The 22,962-nt window shown below is 72.5% G+C and carries 16 protein-coding genes; 5 read left to right on the forward strand and 11 right to left on the reverse strand.

The window, feature by feature from the left end:
• Positions 1-91 precede the first annotated feature (91 nt).
• Both ACWD5D_RS08315 and ACWD5D_RS08320 read left to right on the forward strand, forming a co-directional pair.
• The gene (locus tag ACWD5D_RS08315; RefSeq protein ID WP_451372005.1) at positions 92-589 is read left to right on the forward strand and encodes a GtrA family protein; all 498 of its coding nucleotides are present in this window, start codon (positions 92-94) and stop codon (positions 587-589) included.
• Positions 570-2,042, forward strand: a complete 1,473-nt coding sequence (locus ACWD5D_RS08320) for a hypothetical protein (protein ID WP_451372006.1) — start codon at positions 570-572, stop codon at positions 2,040-2,042. The genes ACWD5D_RS08315 and ACWD5D_RS08320 overlap by 20 nt, the downstream gene beginning before the upstream one ends.
• Before the next feature lie 366 nt (positions 2,043-2,408).
• Here ACWD5D_RS08320 and ACWD5D_RS08325 read toward each other — a convergent pair whose 3' ends face one another.
• The 4 genes from ACWD5D_RS08325 to ACWD5D_RS08340 all read right to left on the reverse strand — a co-directional run bounded on the left by ACWD5D_RS08325 (position 2,409) and on the right by ACWD5D_RS08340 (position 8,188).
• On the reverse strand, positions 2,409-4,073 hold the full coding sequence (locus ACWD5D_RS08325; RefSeq protein WP_451372007.1) for a glycosyltransferase: 1,665 nt from the start codon (positions 4,071-4,073) through the stop codon (positions 2,409-2,411).
• The gene (locus tag ACWD5D_RS08330; RefSeq protein ID WP_451372008.1) at positions 4,070-6,310 is read right to left on the reverse strand and encodes a CDP-glycerol glycerophosphotransferase family protein; all 2,241 of its coding nucleotides are present in this window, start codon (positions 6,308-6,310) and stop codon (positions 4,070-4,072) included. Before ACWD5D_RS08330 ends, ACWD5D_RS08325 begins: the two co-directional genes overlap by 4 nt.
• Before the next feature lie 101 nt (positions 6,311-6,411).
• Positions 6,412-7,281, reverse strand: coding sequence for an ABC transporter ATP-binding protein (locus ACWD5D_RS08335; protein WP_451372009.1), 870 nt, complete (start codon positions 7,279-7,281; stop codon positions 6,412-6,414).
• The gene (locus ACWD5D_RS08340) at positions 7,274-8,188 is read right to left on the reverse strand and encodes an ABC transporter permease (protein ID WP_451372010.1); all 915 of its coding nucleotides are present in this window, start codon (positions 8,186-8,188) and stop codon (positions 7,274-7,276) included. The genes ACWD5D_RS08335 and ACWD5D_RS08340 overlap by 8 nt, the downstream gene beginning before the upstream one ends.
• 207 nt (positions 8,189-8,395) lie before the next feature.
• Here ACWD5D_RS08340 and ACWD5D_RS08345 point away from each other — a divergent pair, with 207 nt between their 5' ends.
• Positions 8,396-9,022, forward strand: a complete 627-nt coding sequence (locus ACWD5D_RS08345; RefSeq protein WP_451372011.1) for a TetR/AcrR family transcriptional regulator — start codon at positions 8,396-8,398, stop codon at positions 9,020-9,022.
• A gap of 186 nt (positions 9,023-9,208) precedes the next feature.
• Here the strand turns inward: ACWD5D_RS08345 and galE are convergent, their stop codons facing one another.
• Genes galE through ACWD5D_RS08360 form a run of 3 tightly spaced genes read right to left on the reverse strand, consistent with a single transcriptional unit; the run spans position 9,209 to position 13,174 of the window.
• Positions 9,209-10,189, reverse strand: a complete 981-nt coding sequence (gene galE, locus ACWD5D_RS08350; protein ID WP_451372012.1) for a UDP-glucose 4-epimerase GalE — start codon at positions 10,187-10,189, stop codon at positions 9,209-9,211.
• Positions 10,190-10,249: 60 nt separating this feature from the next.
• Entirely contained in the window at positions 10,250-11,857 is a 1,608-nt protein-coding gene (locus ACWD5D_RS08355) for a glycosyltransferase (protein ID WP_451372013.1), read from the reverse strand.
• A gap of 42 nt (positions 11,858-11,899) precedes the next feature.
• Positions 11,900-13,174 carry a glycosyltransferase 87 family protein gene (locus ACWD5D_RS08360; protein ID WP_451372014.1) on the reverse strand — a complete coding sequence of 425 codons (1,275 nt, stop codon included), beginning with the start codon at positions 13,172-13,174 and terminating at the stop codon, positions 11,900-11,902.
• Positions 13,175-13,400: 226 nt separating this feature from the next.
• Between ACWD5D_RS08360 and ACWD5D_RS08365 the strand changes: the two genes are divergently transcribed.
• A complete protein-coding gene (locus tag ACWD5D_RS08365) occupies positions 13,401-14,891 on the forward strand; it encodes a glycosyltransferase family 39 protein (RefSeq protein ID WP_451372015.1) in 1,491 nt (496 codons plus the stop codon).
• Here ACWD5D_RS08365 and ACWD5D_RS08370 read toward each other — a convergent pair.
• Positions 14,839-15,396 carry a MarR family winged helix-turn-helix transcriptional regulator gene (locus tag ACWD5D_RS08370; protein ID WP_451372016.1) on the reverse strand — a complete coding sequence of 186 codons (558 nt, stop codon included), beginning with the start codon at positions 15,394-15,396 and terminating at the stop codon, positions 14,839-14,841. The genes ACWD5D_RS08365 and ACWD5D_RS08370 overlap by 53 nt on opposite strands.
• A gap of 128 nt (positions 15,397-15,524) precedes the next feature.
• On the opposite strand from ACWD5D_RS08370, the gene ACWD5D_RS08375 reads away from it, so the two are divergent.
• The gene (locus tag ACWD5D_RS08375; protein ID WP_451372017.1) at positions 15,525-15,938 is read left to right on the forward strand and encodes an organic hydroperoxide resistance protein; all 414 of its coding nucleotides are present in this window, start codon (positions 15,525-15,527) and stop codon (positions 15,936-15,938) included.
• 46 nt (positions 15,939-15,984) lie between these two features.
• Here the strand turns inward: ACWD5D_RS08375 and ACWD5D_RS08380 are convergent, their stop codons facing one another.
• The 3 genes from ACWD5D_RS08380 to ACWD5D_RS08390 form a co-directional block, all read right to left on the reverse strand.
• Positions 15,985-18,231 carry a bifunctional glycosyltransferase/CDP-glycerol:glycerophosphate glycerophosphotransferase gene (locus ACWD5D_RS08380; protein WP_451372018.1) on the reverse strand — a complete coding sequence of 749 codons (2,247 nt, stop codon included), beginning with the start codon at positions 18,229-18,231 and terminating at the stop codon, positions 15,985-15,987.
• Positions 18,232-18,237: 6 nt separating this feature from the next.
• Entirely contained in the window at positions 18,238-20,448 is a 2,211-nt protein-coding gene (locus ACWD5D_RS08385; RefSeq protein WP_451372019.1) for a bifunctional glycosyltransferase/CDP-glycerol:glycerophosphate glycerophosphotransferase, read from the reverse strand.
• Between the two features lie 125 nt (positions 20,449-20,573).
• Positions 20,574-22,829: a bifunctional glycosyltransferase/CDP-glycerol:glycerophosphate glycerophosphotransferase gene (locus tag ACWD5D_RS08390; RefSeq protein ID WP_451372020.1), complete on the reverse strand. Its 2,256-nt coding sequence runs from the start codon at positions 22,827-22,829 to the stop codon at positions 20,574-20,576.
• Positions 22,830-22,962: the final 133 nt, after the last annotated feature.

Genomic DNA, 22,962 nt, shown 5'->3' on the forward strand with positions numbered 1-22,962 from the left:
TCTTTTTGTCTTCTTGCCGACCTTTAGGCAAAAACGTTCGGCGAATTTACCGTTTCCTGCTGATCGGTGCACTTCGGATAGGGTCTGCGCTGTGACAGTGAACCTCACCGAGACTCGCCCGGCAGAACCCGCGCCCGCATCGGCCCCGGCACCGGCTCCGGCTCCGGCCCGGTCCGTCTCACGGGTCATGCTGGAGATCGCGAAATTCGGGATCGTCGGCGGCAGCGGTGTCCTCGTCAATTTCCTGGTGTTCAACCTGCTGCTGCACGCCCTGGCCTGGCAGGCCATGACCGCGACGGTCCTGGCCAGCTGTGTCGCGATGGCGACGAATTACCTGGGCTTCCGCTTCTTCGCCTATCGGGACCGGGACTCGCGCACCCGCCGGCAGATCGTGCTGTTCTTCGTCTTCAGCGGTCTTGGCGTGGTGATGGAAAGCGGCTTGTTCTGGATCGGTTATCGCGGGCTCGGACTGCACAGTGCGTTCGAATCGAATGTCGTGAAGGCATTGTCGATCGTGCTGGCCTCCGCCTTCCGTTTCCTCGTCTACCGCACCTATGTGTTCCAGCAGGATGCGCGCCGCGCCGCCTAGCACGACGAGCGCCGGCCGGGCCCTGCCCCAGGCCGCCGCCGTGCTCGTGCTGGTCCTGATGCTCCTGGTCGTCGTCCGTCTGCCCTGGGCGGGCGACCTCGGCATGCACGCGGCGACCGTGCAGCGGCTGCGGCACAGCCTGCTGCATCCCGGGAACCCGCTGGTCGACGCGGACACCCCGAGCCCCTACTACTCGCCGTGGATGCTGCTCCTCGGCGCCGTCGCCAAGCTCACGGGGCTGTCGGTCTTCGTCGTCCTGCGTCTCGGCGCGCTCGTCGGGCTCGGGCTGCTGGCCACCGGCGTGTGGCGGTACGTGCGCACGCTCAGCACCCATCGCGCCGCGCCCGCGCTGGCCCTCCTGTGCCTGGTCTTCCTGTGGGGTCCGGTCCTGTTCAACTGGAGCGGCTTCCTCGGCCTCAACTCCCTCGCGCTGACGGTGTCGTACCCCAGCGTGGTCGCGCTCGGCCTCTCCTTCCACTTCTGGGCGTGGCTCACCGGGGCACTGCGCGGTGAGGAGAGCGGCTGGGGCACATGGCTGGGCCTGGGCTGCCTGTGGGCCCTGATCCTCCTGTGCCACCAGTTCACGGGAGTGGTCGCGTCCCTCGGCGCGCTCGCCATGGTGATCGCGGCACGGCCGGGCCGGCGGGCGCTGCTCCGCCTCGGCGCCGCGCTCGCCCTCGGCGTCGTGCTGCTGTGGCTCTGGCCGTACTACGACTTCTTCGCGCTGCTCTCCGCGGGCGCGGACCTGGAGGCGATCCACCGCCCCCTCTACGACCACCTGCTCGGCCGCTTCGGCCTGGTCCTGCTGGGCGTCGTCGCCCTGGGCCTGCGCGGGCGGCGGGACCGCCGGGACCCTTTGGTCCTCTTCTTCCTCCTCGGCGCGCTCGTGTTCGCCGCGGGCGGCCTGACCGGCCACTACTCGTGGGGCCGCGCCCTGCCGGCGGTACTGATCCCGGCCCAGCTCGCGGCCGCGCTCGAGGTCGTGTCGGCGGGAAGGCGGGCGGTCCGGGCCGGGTGGGCCTGTGCCCTCGGCGCCGCGCTGGTCGTGGGCGCGTGGACCCAGGCGGGAACACTCGGGTACGCGGTCGGGCGGGACGCGCTGCCCGGCGCGGTCGCGGCGAAGTACCGGACGCCGTGGGTGGGTTATCACTGGATCACACCCTGGGTGAAGTACGGCGACGTGGTCATGGCCCGCACCTTCCCGTCCCGGCAGATCCCCGCGTACGGGCCGTACACCGTGGCCCCCGGATACCCCGACGTGTTCCTGCCGGACGCGTCGAGGCGGGACGCGGCGGTGCGGCAGTACTTCGCGGCGGGGACGTCCTCTTCGGGGCGGCGGGCGATAGTGCGTGAATACGGCGTGCGCTGGGTCGTGGGCGGCTCGGCCGAGCCATGGCTGCACAGGGTGGCCGACGGCCCGAGCGGCCAGGTCCTGTACGAGGTACGAGACTGAGCGGTACTGCAGCCGGCCGGGGATGGGTATCGCTCACCGGCGCCGCAGCTCCCCAGGGGCGCGGGGAAGCGCGATCAGCCGCCTCGGAGCCGCAGACGCGCGAGGGCCCGCAGCGTAACGGCGCCATGGCGACGACCCATGACGGCCGACCGCGCCGCAGCTCCCCAGGGGCGCGGGGAACTGCGCGATCAGCCGCCTCGGAGCCGCAGTCGTGCGACGGCCCGCAGCGTAACGGCGCTATGGCGACCGGCTCCATGACGGCCGACCGCGCCGCAGTTTCCCGGGGGCGCGGGGAACTGCGCGATCAGCCGCCTCGGAGCCGCAGCCGCGCGAGGGCCCGGCAGGGCGACGGTGCCAGGGCGCCCCCTACTTCAGAACACTCGCCGCCAGCCGCACGGCGCTCCGGATCTTCGGCCGGGCCACCTTCCGGACCACCGGGCGGATCACCCGTGCCGTCACGCCCGCAGGACGCCAGCGGAGCTGCACGCGGCCGGGGTCGCGGCCCTCGGGCTCGATGGTGACGTCGTGGGGGGCCGCGCCGGACCGGTAGGCGATCCGGGTCGTGGTGGCGGGGAAGGCGAGGGGGGCGAGGAGGATGCCCGCGTGGGCCAGGCCCTGTTGTTCCAGGCGGAGCACCGGATGGCGGATGCCCGCGAAGCCGTGCAGGGGGAGCCGGGCCGTGGCCGGGTCCAGATGGACACGGCCCTCGAAGACACCGGGGCGGACCGGGTCCAGGCGGAACGGGACCGTCAGCCGACGCCGCCCGGGGGCCAGGACCAGGGCCGCGCGCTGGGGGCCCATCGGGAGCTGCAGACCGGGATCGTACGTGCGGATCGCGAGGGTCACCGAGGCACCCTCGCCGGGGACCACCTCGGTGATCTCGTGCCGGAAGTGCGCGCTGGGGAACGGCCGGGTGTCCAGCTCCAGGTCACTGACGTCCAGTTCGCGCCGCGCCCGGGCCGAGGCGGGCACGGTGCCGCCCCAGTACACCGCCCCCGTACCGTCGGCGGTGACCTGCCTCGGCGCCACTCCGTGGCTCAACCCCCGCGCCGCGAGCCGCACATCGTCGAGGCGGCCGTCGCGCAGCAGCTGCAGGACCACCCGCTCGGGGCGCGGAAGGCGGGCGTACGCGCTCTCCGCGAGGGTGTCCAGGTACGGGTTCATGACCTGGGCGAAGGACTCCAGCCACTCCTCGTCCCGGTAGGGCAGGTCTCCCGCGTACATCCGGAAGTCGTGCTTGAGGAACTTGTAGTCCTTGTCCTCCCGCAGGGCCCCGTGCCCGCTGCTCACGAGGAAGTCGTCGATCAGGCGCTGCACGTGCACCCGGTCCCGCACGTTGGAGATCTTGTGGCGCTGGTTCGAGATGGACGCCGACGCCGCCGCCGCGAACGGCTCGATGTACCAGACGTACACCGGGTCCGGAATGATCGTGAACGCCTTTGCCAGGCAGTACGCCTGCGCCGAGAACAGCTGGTCCTCGTAGTGGATGCCCTCGGGGAACCGGAGTTGGTGCCGGTCGAGGAACGCCTTCGCGTACATCTTGCTCGTCGACAGGTGCTCGAACAGCAGCCGCGGGTCGGAGTCGATGCCCTGCACGGTGCGGCGCTCGGCCACCAGGTGCGGCATCCAGGTCGTGCGGCGCCCGTTGTCCACCCGGACCCGGCGGACCGCGCCCATGGTGAAGTCCACCTCACGCTCGCGATGGGCCGCCAGAAGCAACTCCACGGCCTTCGGCGGGAGTTCGTCATCGCTGTCCAGGAACATCAGGTACGGAGCCCGGGCGACCTCCACGGCCCGGTTGCGCGGCGCGCTGCAGCCGCCGCTGTTCTCCGGGAGACGGAGATAGCGGATGCGATGGTCCTGGGCGGCCAACTCCCGTGCCACCGCGGGCGTGTCGTCGGTGGAGTGGTCGTCGCTGATGATGATCTCGATGTCGGCGTGGGTCTGCGCGCGCAGGGAGGCGACCGCGCGGGGCAGCCGGGCCGCGTCGTTGTAGACGATGACCGTGACCGTCACGTCGGGGGTCGTCATGCGGTGGCCTCCTCGGGGGTCGGGGCGGGGGTACGGTCCTCGATCGGGAGCACCGGTGGCAGCGTGTCCTCGCTCTCGCCGAGGAACACCCGCCGGACGACCCGTTCGGCGGCGCGCCCGTCGTCGTACTCGCAGAACCTGCGCCGGAACGCGGCCCGTGCCTTCGCCGCGCCCTCATCGCGCCAGGCGCCGGAGAGGAAGATCTCGGCCAGCTCCTCCTGGGTGCGGGCGACCTTGCCCGGGGCCTCGGCCATCAGGTCGAAGTAGACGCCCCGGGTGGTGCGGTACGTCTCCCAGTCGTCGGCGTGGATCACGATCGGCCGGTCGAGGTTGGCGTAGTCGAACATGATCGACGAGTAGTCCGTGACCAGCGCGTCGGCGGCCAGGCACAGCTCCTCGACGGGGTCGTAGGAGGAGACGTCGATGATCCGGCCCGAGCGGCGCAGACCGGTCAGCGGGGAGGCGGTGCCGCCGTAGAAGTAGTGGGCGCGGACCAGCAGGACGGTGTCCTCGCCGAGGCGGTCGGCGAGGGCGGCGAGGTCGAGGCGGGGGGTGAAGCCGGCCTCGTAGTCACGGTGCGTGGGGGCGTACAGGACGGCCGTGCGGCCCGGTGCGATGCCGAGACGTTCGCGGGCGGCGCGGACGTCGGCGGCGGTGGCGCTGTAGAAGACGTCGTTGCGCGGATAGCCGTGGTCCAGGGAGGTGTAGCGGGCCGGGTAGGCGCGCTCCCACATGCGGGTGGAGTGGCTGTTGGCGCTGATGCTGTAGTCCCACTTGTCGATGCGGGCCAGCAGCGCGGCGAAGTCCATGCCCTTGGCGGCGGCCGGGTGGTCCATCTGGTCCAGGCCCATGCGCTTGAGCGGGGTGCCGTGGTGGGTCTGGACGTGGATCGCGTCGGGGCGTTTGACCACCGCGTTGGGGAAGTTGACGTTGTTGACGAGGTACTTGGCGGTGGCCAGGGTCTCCCAGTAGCGGCGGGTGCCGGGGATCACGTGGTCGGTGCCGGGCGGCAGAAGGGCCGCGTTGTCCTTGCCGACCACCCACACCCGGCGGATGTGCGGGGCGAGTTCGGCGGCTTTCGCGGCGATCGCGGCCGGGTTGCAGGAGACCCCACGGTCCCAATAGGCCGTGAACACGGCCAGGTTCGGGTCGACCGGGCCGCTCAGCGCGCGCCGGTACTGGTGGTCGCGGACCTTCGCGCCGACCTGCCGCTTGCGGGACCGTACGGCCTTTCTGGCGGCGCGGCGGGTGCGGTTGGCGGCCTGGAAGGCGCGGTACTTGGTGTAAGCGCCCTCTTCGAGCAGCGCGTGCCGGACGCCTTCCAGGCCGGCCGGACGCCGGTGGCCCTCGGGGCGCCAGCGGACCGCGGCCAGGGAGGCGCGGCGGAAGAACTCGCGGGCCACGGCGTCGGGCAGGTCCTCGCGGGCGAAGGTGCGCACCAGGTCACGGACCATCAGGTCGTAGAGCACCGCACGGGGGGCGCGGCGGTCCCGGGCGAGCGGGAGCAGCGACTCGTAGCGGTCGATCAGCGCGAAGCGGTCCGTGGCGACGAGGGGCGGCAGGCTCTCGGGGCGCAGCACGCGGTTCTCGTACGCGGCCTGGTTCAGGCAGGCGACGCGGCCGGCGAGCAACAGCGCCGCGTGGGCGGCGTACGGCTCGTCGTCGGTGGTGAGGCGCTCCTCGTGCGCCCGCCAGAACGCGGCACGCAGGACGCGGGTGCCGAGCAGCGGGGTGAGGCGCAGCAGGTCGGCCGCGTCGTCCAGGGCGCGGTCGGCACGGCCGGCACCGGCGAGGAGCCGGCCGTCGCGGGAGGGGGTGGCGGCGGTGCGCCAGGTGGTGGTGACGTGGTCGAGGAGGAGCACGTCGACGGTGCTGTCGGTGCTGTCGGCGGCGTCCGTGCCGTCCGCGGTGTGCGCGGTGTCCAGTTCCGCGGTCCGTTCGGCGATCAGCCGGGACGATCCGGCGGGCAGACCGTCCTTGGCGTGCACGAAGTGCAGCCAGCGGCCGGACGCCCGCGCGGCGCCCGCCGCCCGGGCCGCCGCGTCACCGGTGCCGTCGGGCAGGGGCACCACGATCGTCTCGGGTGCGTGGGCCTCGGCGGTCTCCCGCGCCCAGTCGCCCACCGCGGCGACGATCACCTCGGTGTCCGGGACCGTGCGGGCCTCCAGGGAGGCCAGCACTTCCGTGAGATGCCCCTGGGCGTTCGGTCCGTAGACGATGACGCTGAGTTGGGGCATCGCTGGGGGACTCCTTCGGCTCGTCGTCGCAGGGCATCTTTCTTAACATACTGTCACTAGGTGGATGAAAGGGATAACCACGCTAGAGGTAAGAGCCGGGTTCAGGAAGCGACGGGAGCCGGGGTCGCGTCCGGCTTCTGCGCCGGTACCGCCTTCTTGGGTGCCGGCTTCTTCGCCTTGTCGCTCTTGTCGCCGGTGAAGGCCTCGTACTCCGCCAGGACGTCCTCGGTGGCCCCGTCCATGCGCAGTTCGCCGCGCTCCAGCCACAGCACCCGCTCGCAGGTGTCGCGGATCGACTTGTTGTTGTGGCTGACCAGGAACACCGTGCCCGCGTGCCGGCGCAGTTCGCGGATGCGGTCCTCGGAGCGCTTCTGGAAGGAGCGGTCGCCGGTGGCCAGGGCCTCGTCGATGAGCAGGACGTCGTGGTCCTTGGCGGCGGCGATGGAGAAGCGCAGCCGGGCGGCCATGCCGGAGGAGTACGTCCGCATCGGCAGGGTGATGAAGTCGCCCTTCTCGTTGATCCCGGAGAAGTCGACGATGTCCTGGTAGCGCTCCTTGACCTGCTCCCGGGACATGCCCATGGCGAGGCCGCCGAGGTAGACGTTGCGCTCGCCGGTGAGGTCGTTCATCAGGGCCGCGTTGACGCCCAGCAGGGAGGGCTGGCCGTCGGTGTAGATGTGGCCGTTCTCCACGGGCAGCAGGCCGGCGACCGCCTTGAGCAGGGTCGACTTGCCGGAGCCGTTGGTGCCGATGAGGCCGATCGCCTCGCCCTTGTAGGCGACGAACGACACCTTCTTCACCGCGTGCACCTTGCGCACGCCGGCCGCCTGTTCGGCCTGCTTGCGGCGCAGCATGCGGTTGAGCGCGGCGGTGGCGGTGCCGCGGCCCGCGCCGGTGCCGTTGACCCGGTAGACGATGTCGACGCGGTCGGCGACGACGGTGGGGATGTTCTCTGCGGTTCGCTCAGCCACGGCCGTACGTCTCCTCAGCCTTCCAGAAGTAGATGAAGCCGCCGATGCCGGCCAGCAGCGCCCAGCCGGTGGCCGTTGCCCACACGTGCGGGGGCAGCTGCTTGCCCTGGAAGCTGTGGATCAGCGCGTACCGCATGAGGTCGATGTAGACGGCGGCCGGGTTGGTCTCCAGCAGGACCGTGACGATGTGCGGCAGGTTGTCCTTCTTGGTGAGCTTGCTGATGCTCCACATCACGCCGGACACGTACATCCAGGTGCGCAGCACGAACGGCATCAGCTGGGCGATGTCCGGGGTCTTGGCACCCCACCGGGCCATGATCATCGACACGCCCGCGTTGAAGACGGACTGCAGGATCAGCGCGGGGATCGCGAGCAGCCAGCGCGGCGTGATCGGGATGCCGAAGGACAGGATGATCACGACCAGCGCGGTCATCGAGAACAGCAGCTGCTGGAGCTGCTGGAGGCAGAAGGAGATCGGCAGCGCGGCGCGCGGGAAGTGCAGGGCGCGCACCAGGCCGAGGTTGCCCGAGATCGCGCGGGTGCCCGCCATGATCGAACTCTGCGTGAACGTCCAGATGAACACGCCCGTGACCAGGAAGGGGACGTAGTCCGGCACGCCCTTGCTGGTGCCCAGGAGCACGCCGAAGATGAAGTAGTAGACCGCCGCGTTCAGGAGCGGGTTCATGACCTGCCAGACCTGGCCGAGCTTCGCCTGGCTGTACTGGGCGGTGAGCTTGGCCGTGGCGAAGGCGGTGATGAAGTGGCGGCGCGCCCACAGCTGGCTCACGTACTCCCGCAGGGAGGGGCGGGCGCCGCTGACCGAGAGGCCGTGTCGGGCGGCCAGTGCCGCGAGGTCGTCGTCGGCCGGGACCTGGGTCGGGGGCGGTGTGTCGAGGACCTGGCTCACATCCGCTGCTTTCGCTCGAGGGAGGGGGGTGGTGCGTTGTCCGACTTTCGCCGGATCCGTGCGGTCCCCGTCCGTCGCCCGGCGTTTCCTTACGCTTCTCTTCACGTTCTCTTACGTCGGGACGGGACCGTATCGTCGCAACGGGAGACTAGGCCCATCGGACGCCGGAACGCAACCGTTTCGTCGTAACGCCCTATGCTGGTGCACATGACGACCAACGCCGACGAGGCCCCGAAGCCCGTGCGCCGACGCGCCCCCGCCGGGGCCGCGGTGCTCCGGGAGGACGTGACCGAGGCCATCCGCGGGGCCGTCTTCGAGGAGCTGGCGTCCGTCGGCTACGCCCGGATGTCCATCGAGGGGATCGCACGGCGGGCCGGCGTCGGCAAGACGGCGGTGTACCGGCGCTGGCGCTCCAAGCTCCACCTGGTCCTCGACGTGGTCTCGGCGATGGCCGTCCTGGGCCTGCCCGTCCCCGACACCGGCTCCCTGGAGGGAGACCTGCGGCTGCTGTACGCGGTCACCTCCCGCGCCCTGCGCCACCCCGTCGCGTCCCAGATCATCCCGGACCTCCAAGCCGAGGCGGCCCGCAATCCCGACATCGCGGAAGCCCTGCAGAAGGCCCTCCGGGACGGCCAGGAGGGCGTCGCCAGCAAGATCGTGGCGGCGGCCGAACAACGGGGCGAGGTGCGCGCCGGCGTCGACGCCGACCTGGCCCTCGACCTGATCTCCGGCCCCCTGTACTGGCGCTCGGTGGTCATCCGCTCCCCGAAGCTCCCCAAGGACTACCTGGACAACCTGGCCCGCGCGACGGCGGGCGCACTGAGGGCCCTCTGAGGCCCCGCGGCACGGCCGCCCGCGCCTGGTGCACGTGCGTGGTGCACGTGCGTGCGCGCGGGTGCGATGCGAATGACGGCCCCGTGCCGCCCCGTGCCGCCCCGAGGCGCGCGGGGAACCGCGCGACCGGCCGCGACGGACCCGCGGCCGGAGACAGCCGGCGGCCCGTCCGGCCGTCCGGACGGCTTACGACCGTGCCGCCTCCGGATGCAGGCGTACCCAGCCCTCCCAGGCCGAGGTGATCATGTCCTGGACGTCGTACTTGGCCTGCCAGCCCAGTTCCGTGGTGATGCGCTCGGCGGAGGCGACGACGCGGGCGGGGTCGCCGGGGCGGCGCGGGGTGACCGTGGCGGGGCGGCCGTAGCCGGTGGCCGCGTTGATCCGGTCGATCATCTCGCGGACGGAGACGCCCTCCCCGCGGCCGATGTTGAGGGTCAGGTCGTGGCCGGGGGCGGAGCTGAGGGCGCGGGCCACCGCGACGTGGGCCTCGGCCAGGTCGACCACATGGATGTAGTCGCGCACGCAGGTGCCGTCGGGGGTCGGGTAGTCGTCGCCGAAGATGCGCGGGGCCGCGCCCTCGGTGAGCTTCTCGAAGACCATGGGGACGAGGTTGAAGACGCCCGTGTCCGCGAGGGCGGGGGTGGCCGCGCCGGCCACGTTGAAGTAGCGGAGGGAGGCCGTGGCGAGGCCCGTCGCCCGGCCCGTCGCGCGGACCAGCCACTCGCCGGCCAGCTTGGTCTCGCCGTAGGGGGAGAGGGGGAGGCAGGGGGTCTCCTCCGTGACCAGGTCCACGTCCGGCATGCCGTACACCGCGGCGGAGGAGGAGAAGACGAAGGAGGGGACGTCGGCCGCCGTCACCGCCTCCAGGAGGACACGCAGCCCTTCCACGTTCTCCCGGTAGTAGTGCAGCGGACGGTCCACGGACTCGCCCACCTGCTTCTTCGCCGCCAGGTGCACGACCCCGGTCACCTCGTGCCCGGCGAGCGTACGCGCCACCTTCTCGCCGTCCAGGGTGGAGCCCACCACCAGCGGTACCTCCTGCGGCACCCGCTCGGCGACGCCCGTGGACAGGTCGTCGTAGACGACGGTCCGCTCGCCCGCCTCCGTCATCGCGCGGACGACGTGCGCGCCGATGTATCCGGCGCCGCCGGTGATCAGCCAGGTCATGGACGGGCGTCCCCTTGTCGGTCGGTCTGTGTCGTGGTGGCTCGCAGGGTCCTGCGCCTCTCAGTGAAGCAGGCGGCGGAGCCGGCCGCGGACGACGCTCACGGCTCCGCGTATCCCGGTCGCCACGCGCAGCGCGAGCGCGCCGGAGTGGGTGGCGTACGGCTGGACCAGCAGCAGACCGTGCCGGGCGTCCGGGACGGCCCGCCGGCGCAGCCGGCCCACGTCCCCGCGCGCGTGGGCGGTGACGTCCCGTTGCTCGCCGTCCGCGAAGCGCACGGTCAGGCGCAGGTCCCAGGTGCCCGCGCCGAGCGCGGCCAGGTCGACGGGCACCTCGGCCGACCAGATGTCGCGGGACGGCGTGAACCGCGTCGTCGTGTGGTGGGTCACGCGGCCGTTCTCCCGGGACCGCCACTCCACCTCCAGCTCCTGGGGCCCGGCCTCGGCCACCCGTCCGTACAGGTCGTGCAGCCGCAGGAGCAGGCGGGTGTCACGCGCGCGTGGGCGCAGTTCCGCGTCGAGTGCGAGGGGGAGGACGCCGGTGGGGCGGGTCAGGAAGGGGTCGAGGGCGACCTGGGGGAGGTCGGCGGACCAGACGGGCGTGCCGTCGGGGGTACGGGCGTAGGGCGGGAGCAGGCGCGCCGGGCGGGCCGCGAGTTCCCTCAGCCGGGGCAGGTCGACCGGCTCGGCGGACTCCACGACGACCCGGGCGATCAGCCGGCCGGGCGCCGTCGGGTTCAGCTCCCAGTCGGCGGCGTCGTAGCGCGCGAGGTACGCACGGGTGTGCGCCCACCAGGCACGCCGGTAGTCCGCGTCGCGCAGGCCCAGCTCGCGCGCGTACATGCGCACCTCGTGGTCGAGGAACTTCGCCCGCGCCGCCCGCGCCAGCTCCTTCTGCCCGGCGCCCAGCAGGATGTCGTACACCAGCGCGCACGCCTCCGTGCGCGCCTTCCAGTTGTCGATGCGGTCCCGGTCCAGGGAGAGCGACAGCTGCTCGGCCGACCGGCGCACGTGCCACACGTACACGCGGTCCGGCACGAGCGCGATGCGCGGCGCGGCGGCCAGCACGCGCGCGGTGAAGACGAAGTCCTCGTAGAGGAAGCGGCCTTCCGGGAACCGGATGCCGTGCTCGCGCAGGAAGGCGGTGCGGTACAGCTTGTTGACGCACAGCGTGTCGTGCACCAGCCGGGGCCGCTGGGAGGGGCGCGCGAGCACGGTGTGCGCCGTGTAGAGGGACGCCTGCCAGGGCTGGTCGTGGCCCGAGGGCAGCTCCCGGCGCACGCACAGGCCGCTCGCGACCTCGGCGCGCGCCTCCGTGGCCGCCCGCAGCAGGGCGTCCACCGCGCCGGGCGGCAGCACGTCGTCGCTGTCCAGGAACATCACGTACGGCATCGTGACCGCGTCGATCCCGGTGTTGCGCGGGCTGCCGCAGCCGCCGCTGTTGGCGTCCCGCCGCACCACCCGCAGCCGGGGGTCCTCGGCGGCCAGCCGGTCCAGCAGTTCGCCGCTGCCGTCCGTGGAGCGGTCGTCCACGGCGACGACCTCACCGACGGCGGCCCCTTGGCCGAGCGCCGAGCGGACGGCGTCGGCCACATGGGCGGCGTCGTTGTAGCCGATGACGACGACGGCCGCCTGCGGCGCGGAACGCGGATCTCGTGGGTCTGGATGCATGGGGTCCACAGGGGGAACGTAGGAATGCTCGGTAATTCCCTGTTAAGAGATGGTTAGCTCTTGGTCGGGAAGACGGTCTGAATCCGGTCGCGGTTGCGTCGTCGTCGCCGCCGTCCGGCCGGACGGCGGCCGCGCCGCGCCCCACAGCCGGACGAAGGACAGCACGGCCGCCGCCGCCAGCAGCCCGTTGCGGCTCAGCGTCAGCAGACAGCCGGTCCAGGTGCCGGCGACCACGTCGCCGTAGTACATCGGGAAGATCAGGCTGCTCAGCGCGCTCGCCGCGAGGACCAGCAGGGCCACCGGGCGCTGACTGGTGTGCCGCGAGGTCAGGCACACGGCGGCCAGGCCCAGCAGCCAGACCATGTACTGGGGGCTGATGACCCGGCTGGTGACGGTGAACAGCAGCACCGCGGCGAGCGCGGCGTCGTACGGCGTGGCCGGGCTCCAGTGCCGCGCCCGCACCCTCCACAGCACCAGCAGCCCGAACGCGCCCGCGGTGAGCGCGAGGGAGAGGGCGGCGACGGTCTCCACGTGCGGGCCGACCAGCTCGACCGCGCCGTACTGGTAGTGGGACCGGCCGGACCACCCGGCGTGCCGCGCCAGGTTGAGCGCCGTGCCGCCGAGCGACTCGATCTGGACGCCCCGGCCGTCCTGCTGCTGCAGAAAGGCGAGGGGATCGTTGAACGACATCGCCAGGAGTGCCAGGGCGACGCCCCCGGCGGCCACCGCCCACGCCCACGCCGTCCGCGTCTCCCGCCCCCGGGGCGTCCCCAGCAGCACCAGCGCCGGCCACACCTTCACCAGTGCGCCGAGCGCCGCGAACGCACCGCCCGCGCGCGGGTGCCGCCTCAGTGTCAACAGAGAGATGACGGCGAACGCGGTGACCTGCACGTCGTAGCGCGCGAGCGGCAGGTGCAGCAGCAGCGGCAGACCGCCCGTCCACAGGGCCGCCCCGCGCAGGCTCCGTTCGGGCCGGGTGCCCGCGGCGACCAGCGCCGCCATGATCAGAACGTCCGTGGCGAGCGTCAGTGCGACGAACGCCTCGAAGTACGTCAACCCCGGTACCAGTCCCGGCGCCAGCAGTACGGGGCCCGCGCCAGGCGGGTACTGCCACGTGGTTTCGCGCGGCGGGAAGCCGCCGTGCGACAGGACGCCGTACCAGTGGAAGTAGAGACGCCACACCTCACGCGTCACGGAACCCCCGCCGAGCAGGCGCGTTCCGCTGTGGACGAGCAGCCACAGCATCAGGAGACGGGTGGCGAGCCAGGCGGCGGTGAGGGCGAGGACCGGGCCGGGGGTGACACGGAGACGGTTCATCGCGTGGGAGCCTAATCCGCGCGGATGGTGTATCCATGCCGATACGCCGTCAATAGGCGGAAAAGGTTGTCTCATCGCAAAAGATCGGGCCGTGGTGAACGTCGGGCCTCTCGGGAAAGCGCGGCCGCGTCCGGCGGCCGGCGCAACAGCTGTCGTACCGACCGGTGCAACGACCGGGGCACCGGGACGGTTGCGGGGGCTCGCCCCGCGGGCCGTGGCCGTGTGCGTGCCCGCGCTGGTGATGCTCGGGTTCGGTCTCTGGGGGCTCGACCGCGGCGGGATGTGGCGCGACGAGGCCGTCACCTTCCAGGTCGCGCGCCGGTCGGTGCCGCAGATCTGGCAGCTGCTGCACGGCGTGGACGCGGTGCACGGCCTGTACTACCTCCTCATGCACGCCGTCCTCGCCGTCCACCCCGACGAGGTCGTCCTCCGGCTCCCGTCGGTGTGCGCGGCCGCCGCGACCGCGGGCCTGGTCGCCGCCCTCGGCGCCCGGCTCGCGCGGCCCCGCGTCGGACTGTGGGCCGGGCTGCTGTACGCCGTCTCGCCGATGGCCGGCCACTACGCGCAGGAGGGCCGCTCCTACGCCCTGGTCGCGGCCGGTGCCACGGGGGCGACGCTGCTGTTCGTCCGCGCCGTGCAGGGCGGCTCCTGGTGGGCGTACGGCGTCGCCCTCGGACTCACCTGCTGGCTGCACGAGTTCGCGGTCCTGCTGCTGCTCGCCCACGCGGTGTCGCTGGTGTTCGCGCGGGCGGGAGTGCGGGCGTGGCGGGGCTGGGGGTGCGCGGCGGCCGTGGTGGGGCTGGCGCTGCTGCCGATGGCGTTCGTCTCCCACGCCCAGTCGGCCCAGGTGGCGTGGCTGCGGCGGCCCACGATGGAGACGGCGCAGGGATTGCTGCGGACGTTTCTCGGGCCGACGGACGAGGTGTGCTGGGCGTGCCTGGGACTGGCCGTGCTCGCACTCGCGGGGTCGGTGGGGCGGCGCGGAGAGGTGAGCTGCGCGGGGGTGGCGCTGCCGTTGGCGGTGGTGCCGCCGGTCGCGCTGATGCTCGCGTCCCAGGTGTCACCGCTGTACGTCGACCGGTACGTGCTGTACGCGCTGGGCGGAGCGCCGTTGCTCGTGGCGGCGGGTGCCGACCGGGTGGCCGGGGTCCTGGGGCGCCTGCGGCCCGGCCTGCCGCCGTCCCCGCTCCTCACCCTGACCGGTGTCGTGGCCGTCCTCCTGGCCGTCGTCCACCAGTTCCCCCTCCTCCGCTACGACCGCGCCCCCGCCCACCGTCCCGACGACCTCGCCGCCGTCTCCCGGACCGCCGAACGGGCGCTGCGGCCCGGGGATCCGGTGCTGTTCCTGCCCGCCCAGACGCGGAACGCGGCACTCGCCTACCCGGGCGCGTTCCGGGGTGTACGGGACGTGGGGCTCGCGGTGCCGGCGCCCGAGTCGGGGACGCTGTACGGGCGGGAGGCGGACGCGGCCACCCTGCGCGGCCGGATGGCCCGGCTGGACCGGGTGTGGGTCCTGGCCGACCCGGCCCTGCTCGCCGGTCGCTGGACCCCCAGGAGCCCCGTCGAAAAGGCCAAACTCGCTCTCCTCGCCGAGGAGTTCGTGCCCGCCGAGGAGTCCGTGCGCGCGGGCGTGGCGGTACGGCTCTACGTCCGCCGGCCCGCCGTCACGCGCAGCCCGGCGTCTCCTCCAGTGCCGCCGCGTCCAGCGAGCGGGTGAGCCGGTCGAGGCGCTCGTGCAGCTCGACGATCTCCTCCAGGGCGAACCCGGTCGCCGCCGCGATGCGGGGCGGCACCCGAAGGGCCCGCTCGCGCAGCGCCGCGCCCTCGTCGGTGAGCCGCACCCACACCGACCGCTCGTCCCGCACGCTGCGCTCCCGGCGCACCAGACCGGCCGTCTCCAGTCGCTTGACCAGCGGAGACAGCGTGCCGGAGTCGAGGCGCAGCCGCTCGCCGAGCTGCTTGACCGGCACATCGCCCTGCTCCCACAGCACGAGCATCACCAGGTACTGCGGGTAGGTGAGCCCGAGATCCTTGAGGATCACGCGGTAGACGCTGTTGAAGGCGCGGGACGCGGCGTTCAGGGAGAAGCAGATCTGGTTGTCCAGGCGGAGCCAGTCCGGATCGGGGGCGGGGGCCGCGGCGGTCGCGGTGTCCGTGCCGGTGGCCGGAGCCGTGTCGCCGGCGGCGTCCGAGGCGGCTTGTGAGGGAGGCGAGGCGGTCATGTCTCCAGGATAGCTCTTGCGGACAGTTTAGTTGTGGGCAACTGAATTGTGTGCTCTACTTGTGGTCGTGAGGGCGACCCGGAAGGGGCCGCCGGAACACGGACTGACTTCCGAGAGGGATGGTTTCCATGGACGCGCTCTACACCGCCGTCGCCACCGCCACCCACGGCCGTGAGGGCCGTGCCGTCTCCAACGACGGCAAGATCGACCTCAAGCTGGCGCCCCCGGTGGAGCTGGGCGGCAACGGCGAGGGCACCAACCCCGAGCAGCTCTTCGCCGCCGGATACGCCGCCTGCTTCGGCAGCGCCCTCGGCCTCGTGGGCCGGCAGGCGAAGGTGGACGTCAGCGAGGCCGCTGTGACCGCCGAGGTCGGCATCGGCAAGCAGGGCGAGGGCTTCGGCCTGAAGGTGACGCTGCGCGTCGAGCTGCCCGACACTGTGGACGAGGCGACCGGCCGCAAGCTGGTCGAGACCGCCCACCAGGTCTGCCCGTACTCCAACGCCACCCGCGGCAACATCGAGGTCGACCTCGTCGTCGAGTGACCCTGAGGCCGTCGAACGACCCCCGTGGCCGGCCCGCACTCCCCGCTCAGCGGTGACCCGCCGAGCCCCGCGTCGTCGGGGCCGGCAGGTCACTGCTGACGGCCGGACCGGGAATCCGCACCGGCCGAACCGGCGCGGCGCCGGGCATCGGCTCGCCCAGCAGCAGCGTCCGCACGACACGCTCGGCGGCCAGCCCGTCCTCGTACGCGCAGAACCGCGCCCGGAACTCCCCGCGCAGCCGCGCGGACTCCGCGTCCTGCCACGAGCCCGACGTGAACAGCCGGGCCAGCTCCCGGTAGGAACGCGACACATGGCCCGGTGCCTCGGCCGTGATGTCCAGGTAGGTGCCCCGGCTCGCGGTGTACACCTCCCAGTCGTCGGCGTGGACCACGATCGGCCGGTCCAGGTTGGCGTAGTCGAACATCAGGGCCGAGTAGTCGGTGACCAGCGCGTCGGCGGCCAGCAGCACCTCCGCCACGTGCGGCTCGTCCGTCGCGTCGACCACGATCCCGCGCCGGGCCAGCTCCGCCAGGCCCAGCCCGCGCGCGGGACCGTTCGCGAGCGTCGGATGCAGCCGCACCACGAGGGTGTGCCCCTCGCCCAGATCGGCCGCGAACCGGGCCAGGTCGACGCGGTCCACGTGACCGCCGCGCCGGTAGTCCCGGCGGGTCGGCGCGTACAGCACCACCGTGTGGTCCGCGGGGACGCCGTGCCGCCGCCGGAAGTCACGGCCGGCCTCCGCGCCCGCCCGCACCAGCACGTCGTTGCGGGGGCTTCCGGTGCGCACCGAGGTGAAGTGGCACGGGTAGGCCCGCTCCCACACCAGCTCGGAATGGGGGTTGGCGACCAGGCTGTAGTCCCAGCGGTCGGCCCGGCGCAGCATCTGCGGCACGTCGAAACCGAGCCGGGCACCGGGCTTGTCCAGCAGGTCGGCGCCCATGTACTTCAGCGGCGTGCCCTGGTGGGTGTGGATGTGCACGCTGCCGGGCCGCTTGGCCAGCGAGCCGGGCCAGTTGACGTCGTTGACGAAGAACTTCGCGCGCGCGGTGACCTCCAGGTAGCGCCGGGAGTCCACGAGGACGTGCTCGACACCGGCCGGCAGCCCCGCCGCCGTCTCCTCGTCCCGCACCACCCACACCCCGCGCAACTGCGGAGCGATCTCCTGCGCCTTGCGGTGGACGGCCGCCGGATCACCGAGCGCCCCCCGGTGCGAGGACGCCGAGTACACCACCAGGTGCTCGTCCAGCGGGCGGCGCGCATGGAGCCGCGCCCAGCCGCTCCGGGCCCGCGCGCCCACGCTGCCGCGGACCTGGACCGCCCGCCGCCCCGCCTCGCGTCCGGCCCGCTCCGCCTGACGCTTCAGCCGGTACCCGGCGTAGCCGCCCTCCAGCAGGGTGGCCTCCCCGTCCACGACGGCGCCCTCCGGCCGGAGCCTGGCGAACAGCTCCGCCGTACGCCGGAAGAACTCGGCCTTGTCCGCGGGCGGCAGCCGGTCCGGCTTGGCCAGGATGTCCAGGCAGTGCTCGCCCATCTTGCGGTGCAGGTACGGCCGCCAGGACGCCAGCTCCTCATGCCCGTCCACGAAGGCGAAGACCCGCTCGTACTGGTCGTGGATGTCGAAGTGCTTGCGGCTCGTGGTGGACAGGATGTTGCCCTGCCGGCGCTGCCGGTAGTTCACACAGATCCGGTCCAGGGCCGTGATCCGCCCGGCGCTGAGCATGACCGGGAACGTCCAGGGGGTGTCCTCGTAGTACCCGGGCGGGAACGCGAAGCGGTGCTCCTCGACGAAGTCGCGCCGGTAGACCTTGTTCCACACCACCATCAGCAGGTCCAGGATCTCCGGCCGGCCGGCGGCAGTGAAGGTGTCCGGGGCCTGTCCGAGCACGTGCGCCAGCACATTGCGCCGGGTGCCGCCCCACCAGTACGTGCGCGCGTAGTCGAAGACCAGCACGTCCGGATCGGCGGCCTGTTCCAGCCGGTCGGCGACGGCGCGCAGCGCGCCCGGGGTGAGGGTGTCGTCGCTGTCCAGGAAGAACAGGTAGTCGCCCCTCGCGTGCGGCATCCCGGCGTTGCGGGCACGGCCGAGGCCGACGTTCTCCGGCAGGTGCAGCACCTTCACGCGCGGGTCGCGGGCCGCGTACTCGTCGAGGATCGCGCCGCAGCCGTCCGGCGAGCAGTCGTCCACGGCGATCAGCTCGAAGTCGCCGAAGGACTGGAGCAGCACCGAGTCCAGGCACTCGCGCAGGAAGCCCTGCACCTTGAAACAGGGGACGATGACACTGAAGCGGGGCACGGCGGGTCAGCTCCTCACGAGGGTCGCGGCGGCGGGGGCGGGGAGGCGCTCAGCGAGCGGGATCACAGGCGGGATCGCCTCCGGCGGCTCGCCGAGCAGCACCCGTCGTACGACACGCTCGGCGGCCTGCCCGTCGTCGAACCGGCAGAACCGCTCCCGGAACGCGGCCCGCAGCGCCCGCGACGCGTCGCTCGTGTGCTCGTGCTCCCGGAAGACGCGGGCCAGTTCCCCGGGGGTGCGGGCGACCGGTCCCGGCGGCTCGGCCATCAGGTCGAAGTAGACGCCCCGCGTCTGCCGGTAGACCTCCCAGTCGTCGGCGTACACGACGATCGGCCGGTCCAGGTTGGCGTAGTCGAACATGATCGAGGAGTAGTCCGTGACCAGCGCGTCCGCCGCCAGGCACACGTCCTCCGCGGAACGGTGCCCGGACACGTCGATGACACGGCTGATCCGGCCGGAGCCGTCGAGGCGCGCCCGGTCGTAGAAGTAGTGGGCGCGCAGCAGGACGACCACGTCCTCGCCCGCCGCCGCGCAGAACGCCTCCAGGTCCAGGCCCGTCTCGAAGCCGGTGTGGTGGTCGCGGTGGGTGGGGGCGTACAGCACGGCCGTCCTGCCCTCGGGCACGCCCAGCCGGCGCCGGACGCGGGCGACGTCGTCGGCGGTCGCCGTGTAGTAGACGTCGTTGCGCGGATAGCCGTACTCCAGATGCTCGTACGAGCCGGGGAAGGCGCGCTCCCACATCTGGGTCGAGTGAGGGTTGGACGAGAGGTTGAAGTCCCACCGGTCCACCCGCCCCAGCAGCCTGGTGAAGCTGCCCGACTGCGCGGCCACCACCGGGTACGTCGACTGGTCCACGCCCATCGTCTTCAGCGGGGTGCCGTGCTGGGTCTGCAGGTGCACGCTGCCGGCGCGTTTGACCACCCCCTCGGCGAAGTTGGCGTTGTTGACCAGGTAGGTGGCGCGGGCCAGCACCTCCCAGTACCGGCGCGAGCCGATCACCGCGTACTCGACGTCCTTCGGCATCGCGTGGACCTGGTCGGCCTCCACCAGGAACACCGAGCGGATGTGCGGGGCGAGTTGGCGGGCCTTGGCGTGGATCGCGGCCGGGTTGCAGGCGTAGCCGCGGCCCCAGTAGGCGCAGAAGACGGCGAGGTTCGGGTCGAGGGGGCGGCGCAGGTCGCGGGCGTAGCGCAGCCGTGTGCGCAGCATGTGCGGGCGCGGGAGGCGCTCCAGGGTGCCGGCCGCCGCCTGGTTGGCGCCGCGCAGCGCGCGGAACGCCGTGTACGCGCCGGCCGCCAGCAGCCGGTGCTGCATGCCCAGGCTGCCGGCCGGGGGCGTGTAGCCCGCGGGCCGGTGCTTTTGGTAGAGCCGGGCGGCCCGGCGGAAGAACGCCCGGCGCCCGGAGGGCATCCGGTCCGGCCGTGACGCCGTCCTCAGCACGGCGGAGAACAGCTGCTCGAACAGCGCCCCGGTCCGTTCGGCCGGCAGTCCCGCCTCGGCCGCCCGGGTCAGCACCAGCTCCACCTGGTCCAGCACGGCGTGCTGGTGCGGACCGGGCAGATTGAGCCGGCTGCCCTGCCGGCGCAGCCGGTGCCGTACGACGGGCTCGCGCAGCACCGCGATCCGCCCGGCGGCGACCGTGGTCAGGCCGCCCCAGCCGAGGTCGGTGAAAGGGCTGTCGGGGAAGGCGAGTTCATGCTCGGTGAGGAAGGTGCGGCGGTAGACCGCGCTCCAGGCGGGCAGCCGCACGCCCGTCACCTCGGGCGCGTCTCCGGGGGCGAAGGCCCCCTTGGGCGCCTTCGCCAGCAGCGGGGCCGCAGGGTTGCCCGGCTCACCCTCCCACCAGGGGGTCCGCTCGTGCTCGACGTAGAGCACGTCCACGCCGGCGGTCTCGGCCAGCCGCTTGTCCAGCGCCGCCAGCGCGCCCGGCAGCAGCAGGTCGTCGCCGTCCAGGAACAGCACGTACGCGCCGGTCGCCGCCCGCATCCCGGCGTTGCGCGCCCCGCTCAGACCGGCGGACGGCGGTGAGTCGACCGGTGTCACCCGCGAGTCCCGCTCGGCGTGTCCGGCGGCGACCGCTGCCGCCGGGGCGTCGGGGGCGTCGCAGACCGGGATCAGCTGCAGGTCGCCGAAGGACTGACCGAGGACCGAGTCCAGCGCCTGGGACAGCCGGCCCGGGACCCCGTGGGTGGGAACGATGATGCTGAAGCGGGGCATTCTCTTCTTTCTGTCGTCTTGCGGACGCGGCTGGGCCGTCCGGCGGGACGCCAGGTGGACGGCCTGCTCGGAGTGGGCCGCGTCGAACTGAGGGGCATGGGAACTCCCGGAAGGACCAACGGTGTTCAGCGGCTCTCGGTGACGGGACGGGGGCCGGAAGGTTGCGGGATGGTGGCCAGTGGGGTGCGCCCCGACGTCGTGGACGGCACCGGGTGACGCTCGGCGAGCGGAACGAACGGCGGCAGCCCGGCGGTCTTGCCCAGCACGACATGGCGTACGACGCGCTTGGCGGCGAGCCCGTCGTCGTACGGGCAGAACCGCTCCCGGAACGCCGCCCGCAGCTGGGTGGAGCGGGAGCCGCGCCAGTGGCCGGTGACGAAGATGTCGATCAGCTCGTCCTCGGTGCGCGAGACCGCGCCCGGCGGACAGGTCCGCACGTCGAAGTAGGTGCCCCGGACCGCCTCGTACGCCTCGCGGTCCTCGGTGTGCACGACGATCGGCCGGTCCAGGTTGGCGTAGTCGAACATGATCGACGAGTAGTCGGTGAGCAGCGCGTCCGAGGCCAGGCACAGGGACTCCACGCTCGGGTGGTCGCTGACGTCGATGATCCGGGGGCCGTCCGCGAACGGACCGGCGTGCCCGTAGTGGGCACGGGCCAGGATCATGAAGCGCGGGCCCAGCCGGTCCGCGACCCGCTCCAGGTCGAGGACGGGGCGCTGGGTGCGCTGGTGGTCGCGGTGGGTGGGCGCGTACAGCAGCGCGATCGTGCCCTCGGGGATGCCGAGCGAGGAACGGATGCGCGCCACGTCGGCCGACGTCGCCCGCTGGAAGACGTCGTTGCGCGGATAGCCGTACTCCAGCGTGGTGTAGCGGCCGGGGTAGACCCGCTCCCAGGTCAGGGTGGTGTGGCGGTTGGCCGACAGGACGTAGTCCCACTTGTCGACGCCCCGCAGCAGCTCCTCGAAGTCCATGTCGCCCGCGGCCGCCGGGTGTTCCTGGAGATCGAGGCCCATGTGCTTGAGCGGGGTGCCGTGCTGGGTCTGGACGAAGACCTGGCCGGGGCGCTTCCTCAGCCGGCGGTCGAAGTTGACGTTGTTGACCAGGTACTGGGAGCGGGCCAGCGCCGTCCAGTAGGCGAAGGTGCCGGGGCGCAGCCGGCGCGTGCCCTGCGGGATCGTGTGCTGGTCCTCGGGGCGGGCGATCCAGGCGGTGCGGATGTGCGGGGCGTAGGTGCGGAACGCCTCCTCCAGGGCGCCGGGGTTGCAGGCGTGCCCCCGGTTCCAGTAGGCGGCGAAGACGGCCCGGTCGGCGCGCACGGGCAGCCGCAGCTGGATGCGGTAGTGGGCCTGGAGGGCGGCCGCCCTGAGGGCCCGTGCGAGCCCTCGGCAGGCCTTGTGGGTGCGGCGGCAGGCGGCCGTCGTCAGCTGGAGGAGGCGGTAGGTGCGGTGCAGGCCGAAGCGGACCAGGCCCTGGCGCAGCCGGGAGCGCAGGGAGGCGGGGCCGCCCGCGGCGTGGTGCCGGCGGCAGTGGGCGCGGGCCCTGCGCAGGAACTCGGCGCGGCTGCCCCGCGGCAGCCGGTCCCGCCTGGTGAACACCGTGGAGAAGTGGTCCATCATGCGCCGGAACAGAATCGGCCGCCACCGGTCCAGCTCCGGCCGCTCGTCGAGGAACGCGAACACCCGGTCGTACTGGTCGAAGATGTCGAAGTGCTCGCGGCTGACCGTGCCGAGGATGTTGCCCTGCCGGCGCTGCCGGTAGTGCACGCACACCCGGTCGAGGGTCGCGATCGACTCGGCCGCCATCAGGGCCGGGTAGGTCCAGGGGGTGTCCTCGTAGTAGCCGGGCGGGAAGCTGAAGCCGTTCTTCTCGACGAACTCCCGCCGGTACGCCTTGTTCCAGGCCACCATGATCACCCTGAGCAGACCCGGGCGGTCCTCGAGCCGGAAGGGCGCGGGACCCTCCTCGGACAAGTGCGCCGCGACCTTGTTGCGCTCCACCCGGCCCGTCCAGTAGGTGCGCGCGTAGTCGTAGACCAGCAGGTCCGGCTCGCCGGTCTCCTTGAGCCGGTCGGCGATCGCGAGGAGCGAGTCCGGGGTGAGGGTGTCGTCGCTGTCCAGGAAGACCAGGTAGTCGCCCGTCGCCAGGGCCATGCCCGCGTTGCGGGCGCGGCCGAGCCCCTGGTTCTCGGTCAGGTGGACGGCCTTCACGCGCGCGTCGCGGGCCGCGTACTCGTCGATCAACTCCCCGCACGCGTCCGGGGAGCAGTCGTCCACGGCGATCAGTTCGAGATCGGGATACGACTGCGAGAGCACCGAGTCCAGGCACTCGGACAAGTACGCCTGGACCTTGTACACGGGGACGATGACACTGAACCTGGGCAAGACACATCCATGGGTCGGTCGATGCGGGCGTTGTGCCCGGGAACGGCCGACGGAGTGACTTGGTTACGGCTCGTACGGCATGTGGGGGACATCGGGTGAACGACGAGGGGCGGGCCCGTGAAGACCCGCCCCT

It is taken from the genome of Streptomyces sp. NPDC002520 (assembly GCF_053595235.1).

Coding starts and splice junctions, on each gene's coding strand:
- ACWD5D_RS08360 (WP_451372014.1), bottom strand. CDS start 13,174: ATGAACCGTCTCCGTGTCACCCCCGGCCCGGTCCTCGCCCTCACCGCC.
- ACWD5D_RS08370 (WP_451372016.1), bottom strand. CDS start 15,396: ATGACCGCCTCGCCTCCCTCACAAGCCGCCTCGGACGCCGCCGGCGAC.
- ACWD5D_RS08355 (WP_451372013.1), bottom strand. CDS start 11,857: ATGCATCCAGACCCACGAGATCCGCGTTCCGCGCCGCAGGCGGCCGTC.
- ACWD5D_RS08320 (WP_451372006.1), top strand. CDS start 570: ATGCGCGCCGCGCCGCCTAGCACGACGAGCGCCGGCCGGGCCCTGCCC.
- galE (WP_451372012.1), bottom strand. CDS start 10,189: ATGACCTGGCTGATCACCGGCGGCGCCGGATACATCGGCGCGCACGTC.
- ACWD5D_RS08345 (WP_451372011.1), top strand. CDS start 8,396: ATGACGACCAACGCCGACGAGGCCCCGAAGCCCGTGCGCCGACGCGCC.
- ACWD5D_RS08330 (WP_451372008.1), bottom strand. CDS start 6,310: ATGCCCCAACTCAGCGTCATCGTCTACGGACCGAACGCCCAGGGGCAT.
- ACWD5D_RS08375 (WP_451372017.1), top strand. CDS start 15,525: ATGGACGCGCTCTACACCGCCGTCGCCACCGCCACCCACGGCCGTGAG.
- ACWD5D_RS08385 (WP_451372019.1), bottom strand. CDS start 20,448: ATGCCCCGCTTCAGCATCATCGTTCCCACCCACGGGGTCCCGGGCCGG.
- ACWD5D_RS08325 (WP_451372007.1), bottom strand. CDS start 4,073: ATGACGACCCCCGACGTGACGGTCACGGTCATCGTCTACAACGACGCG.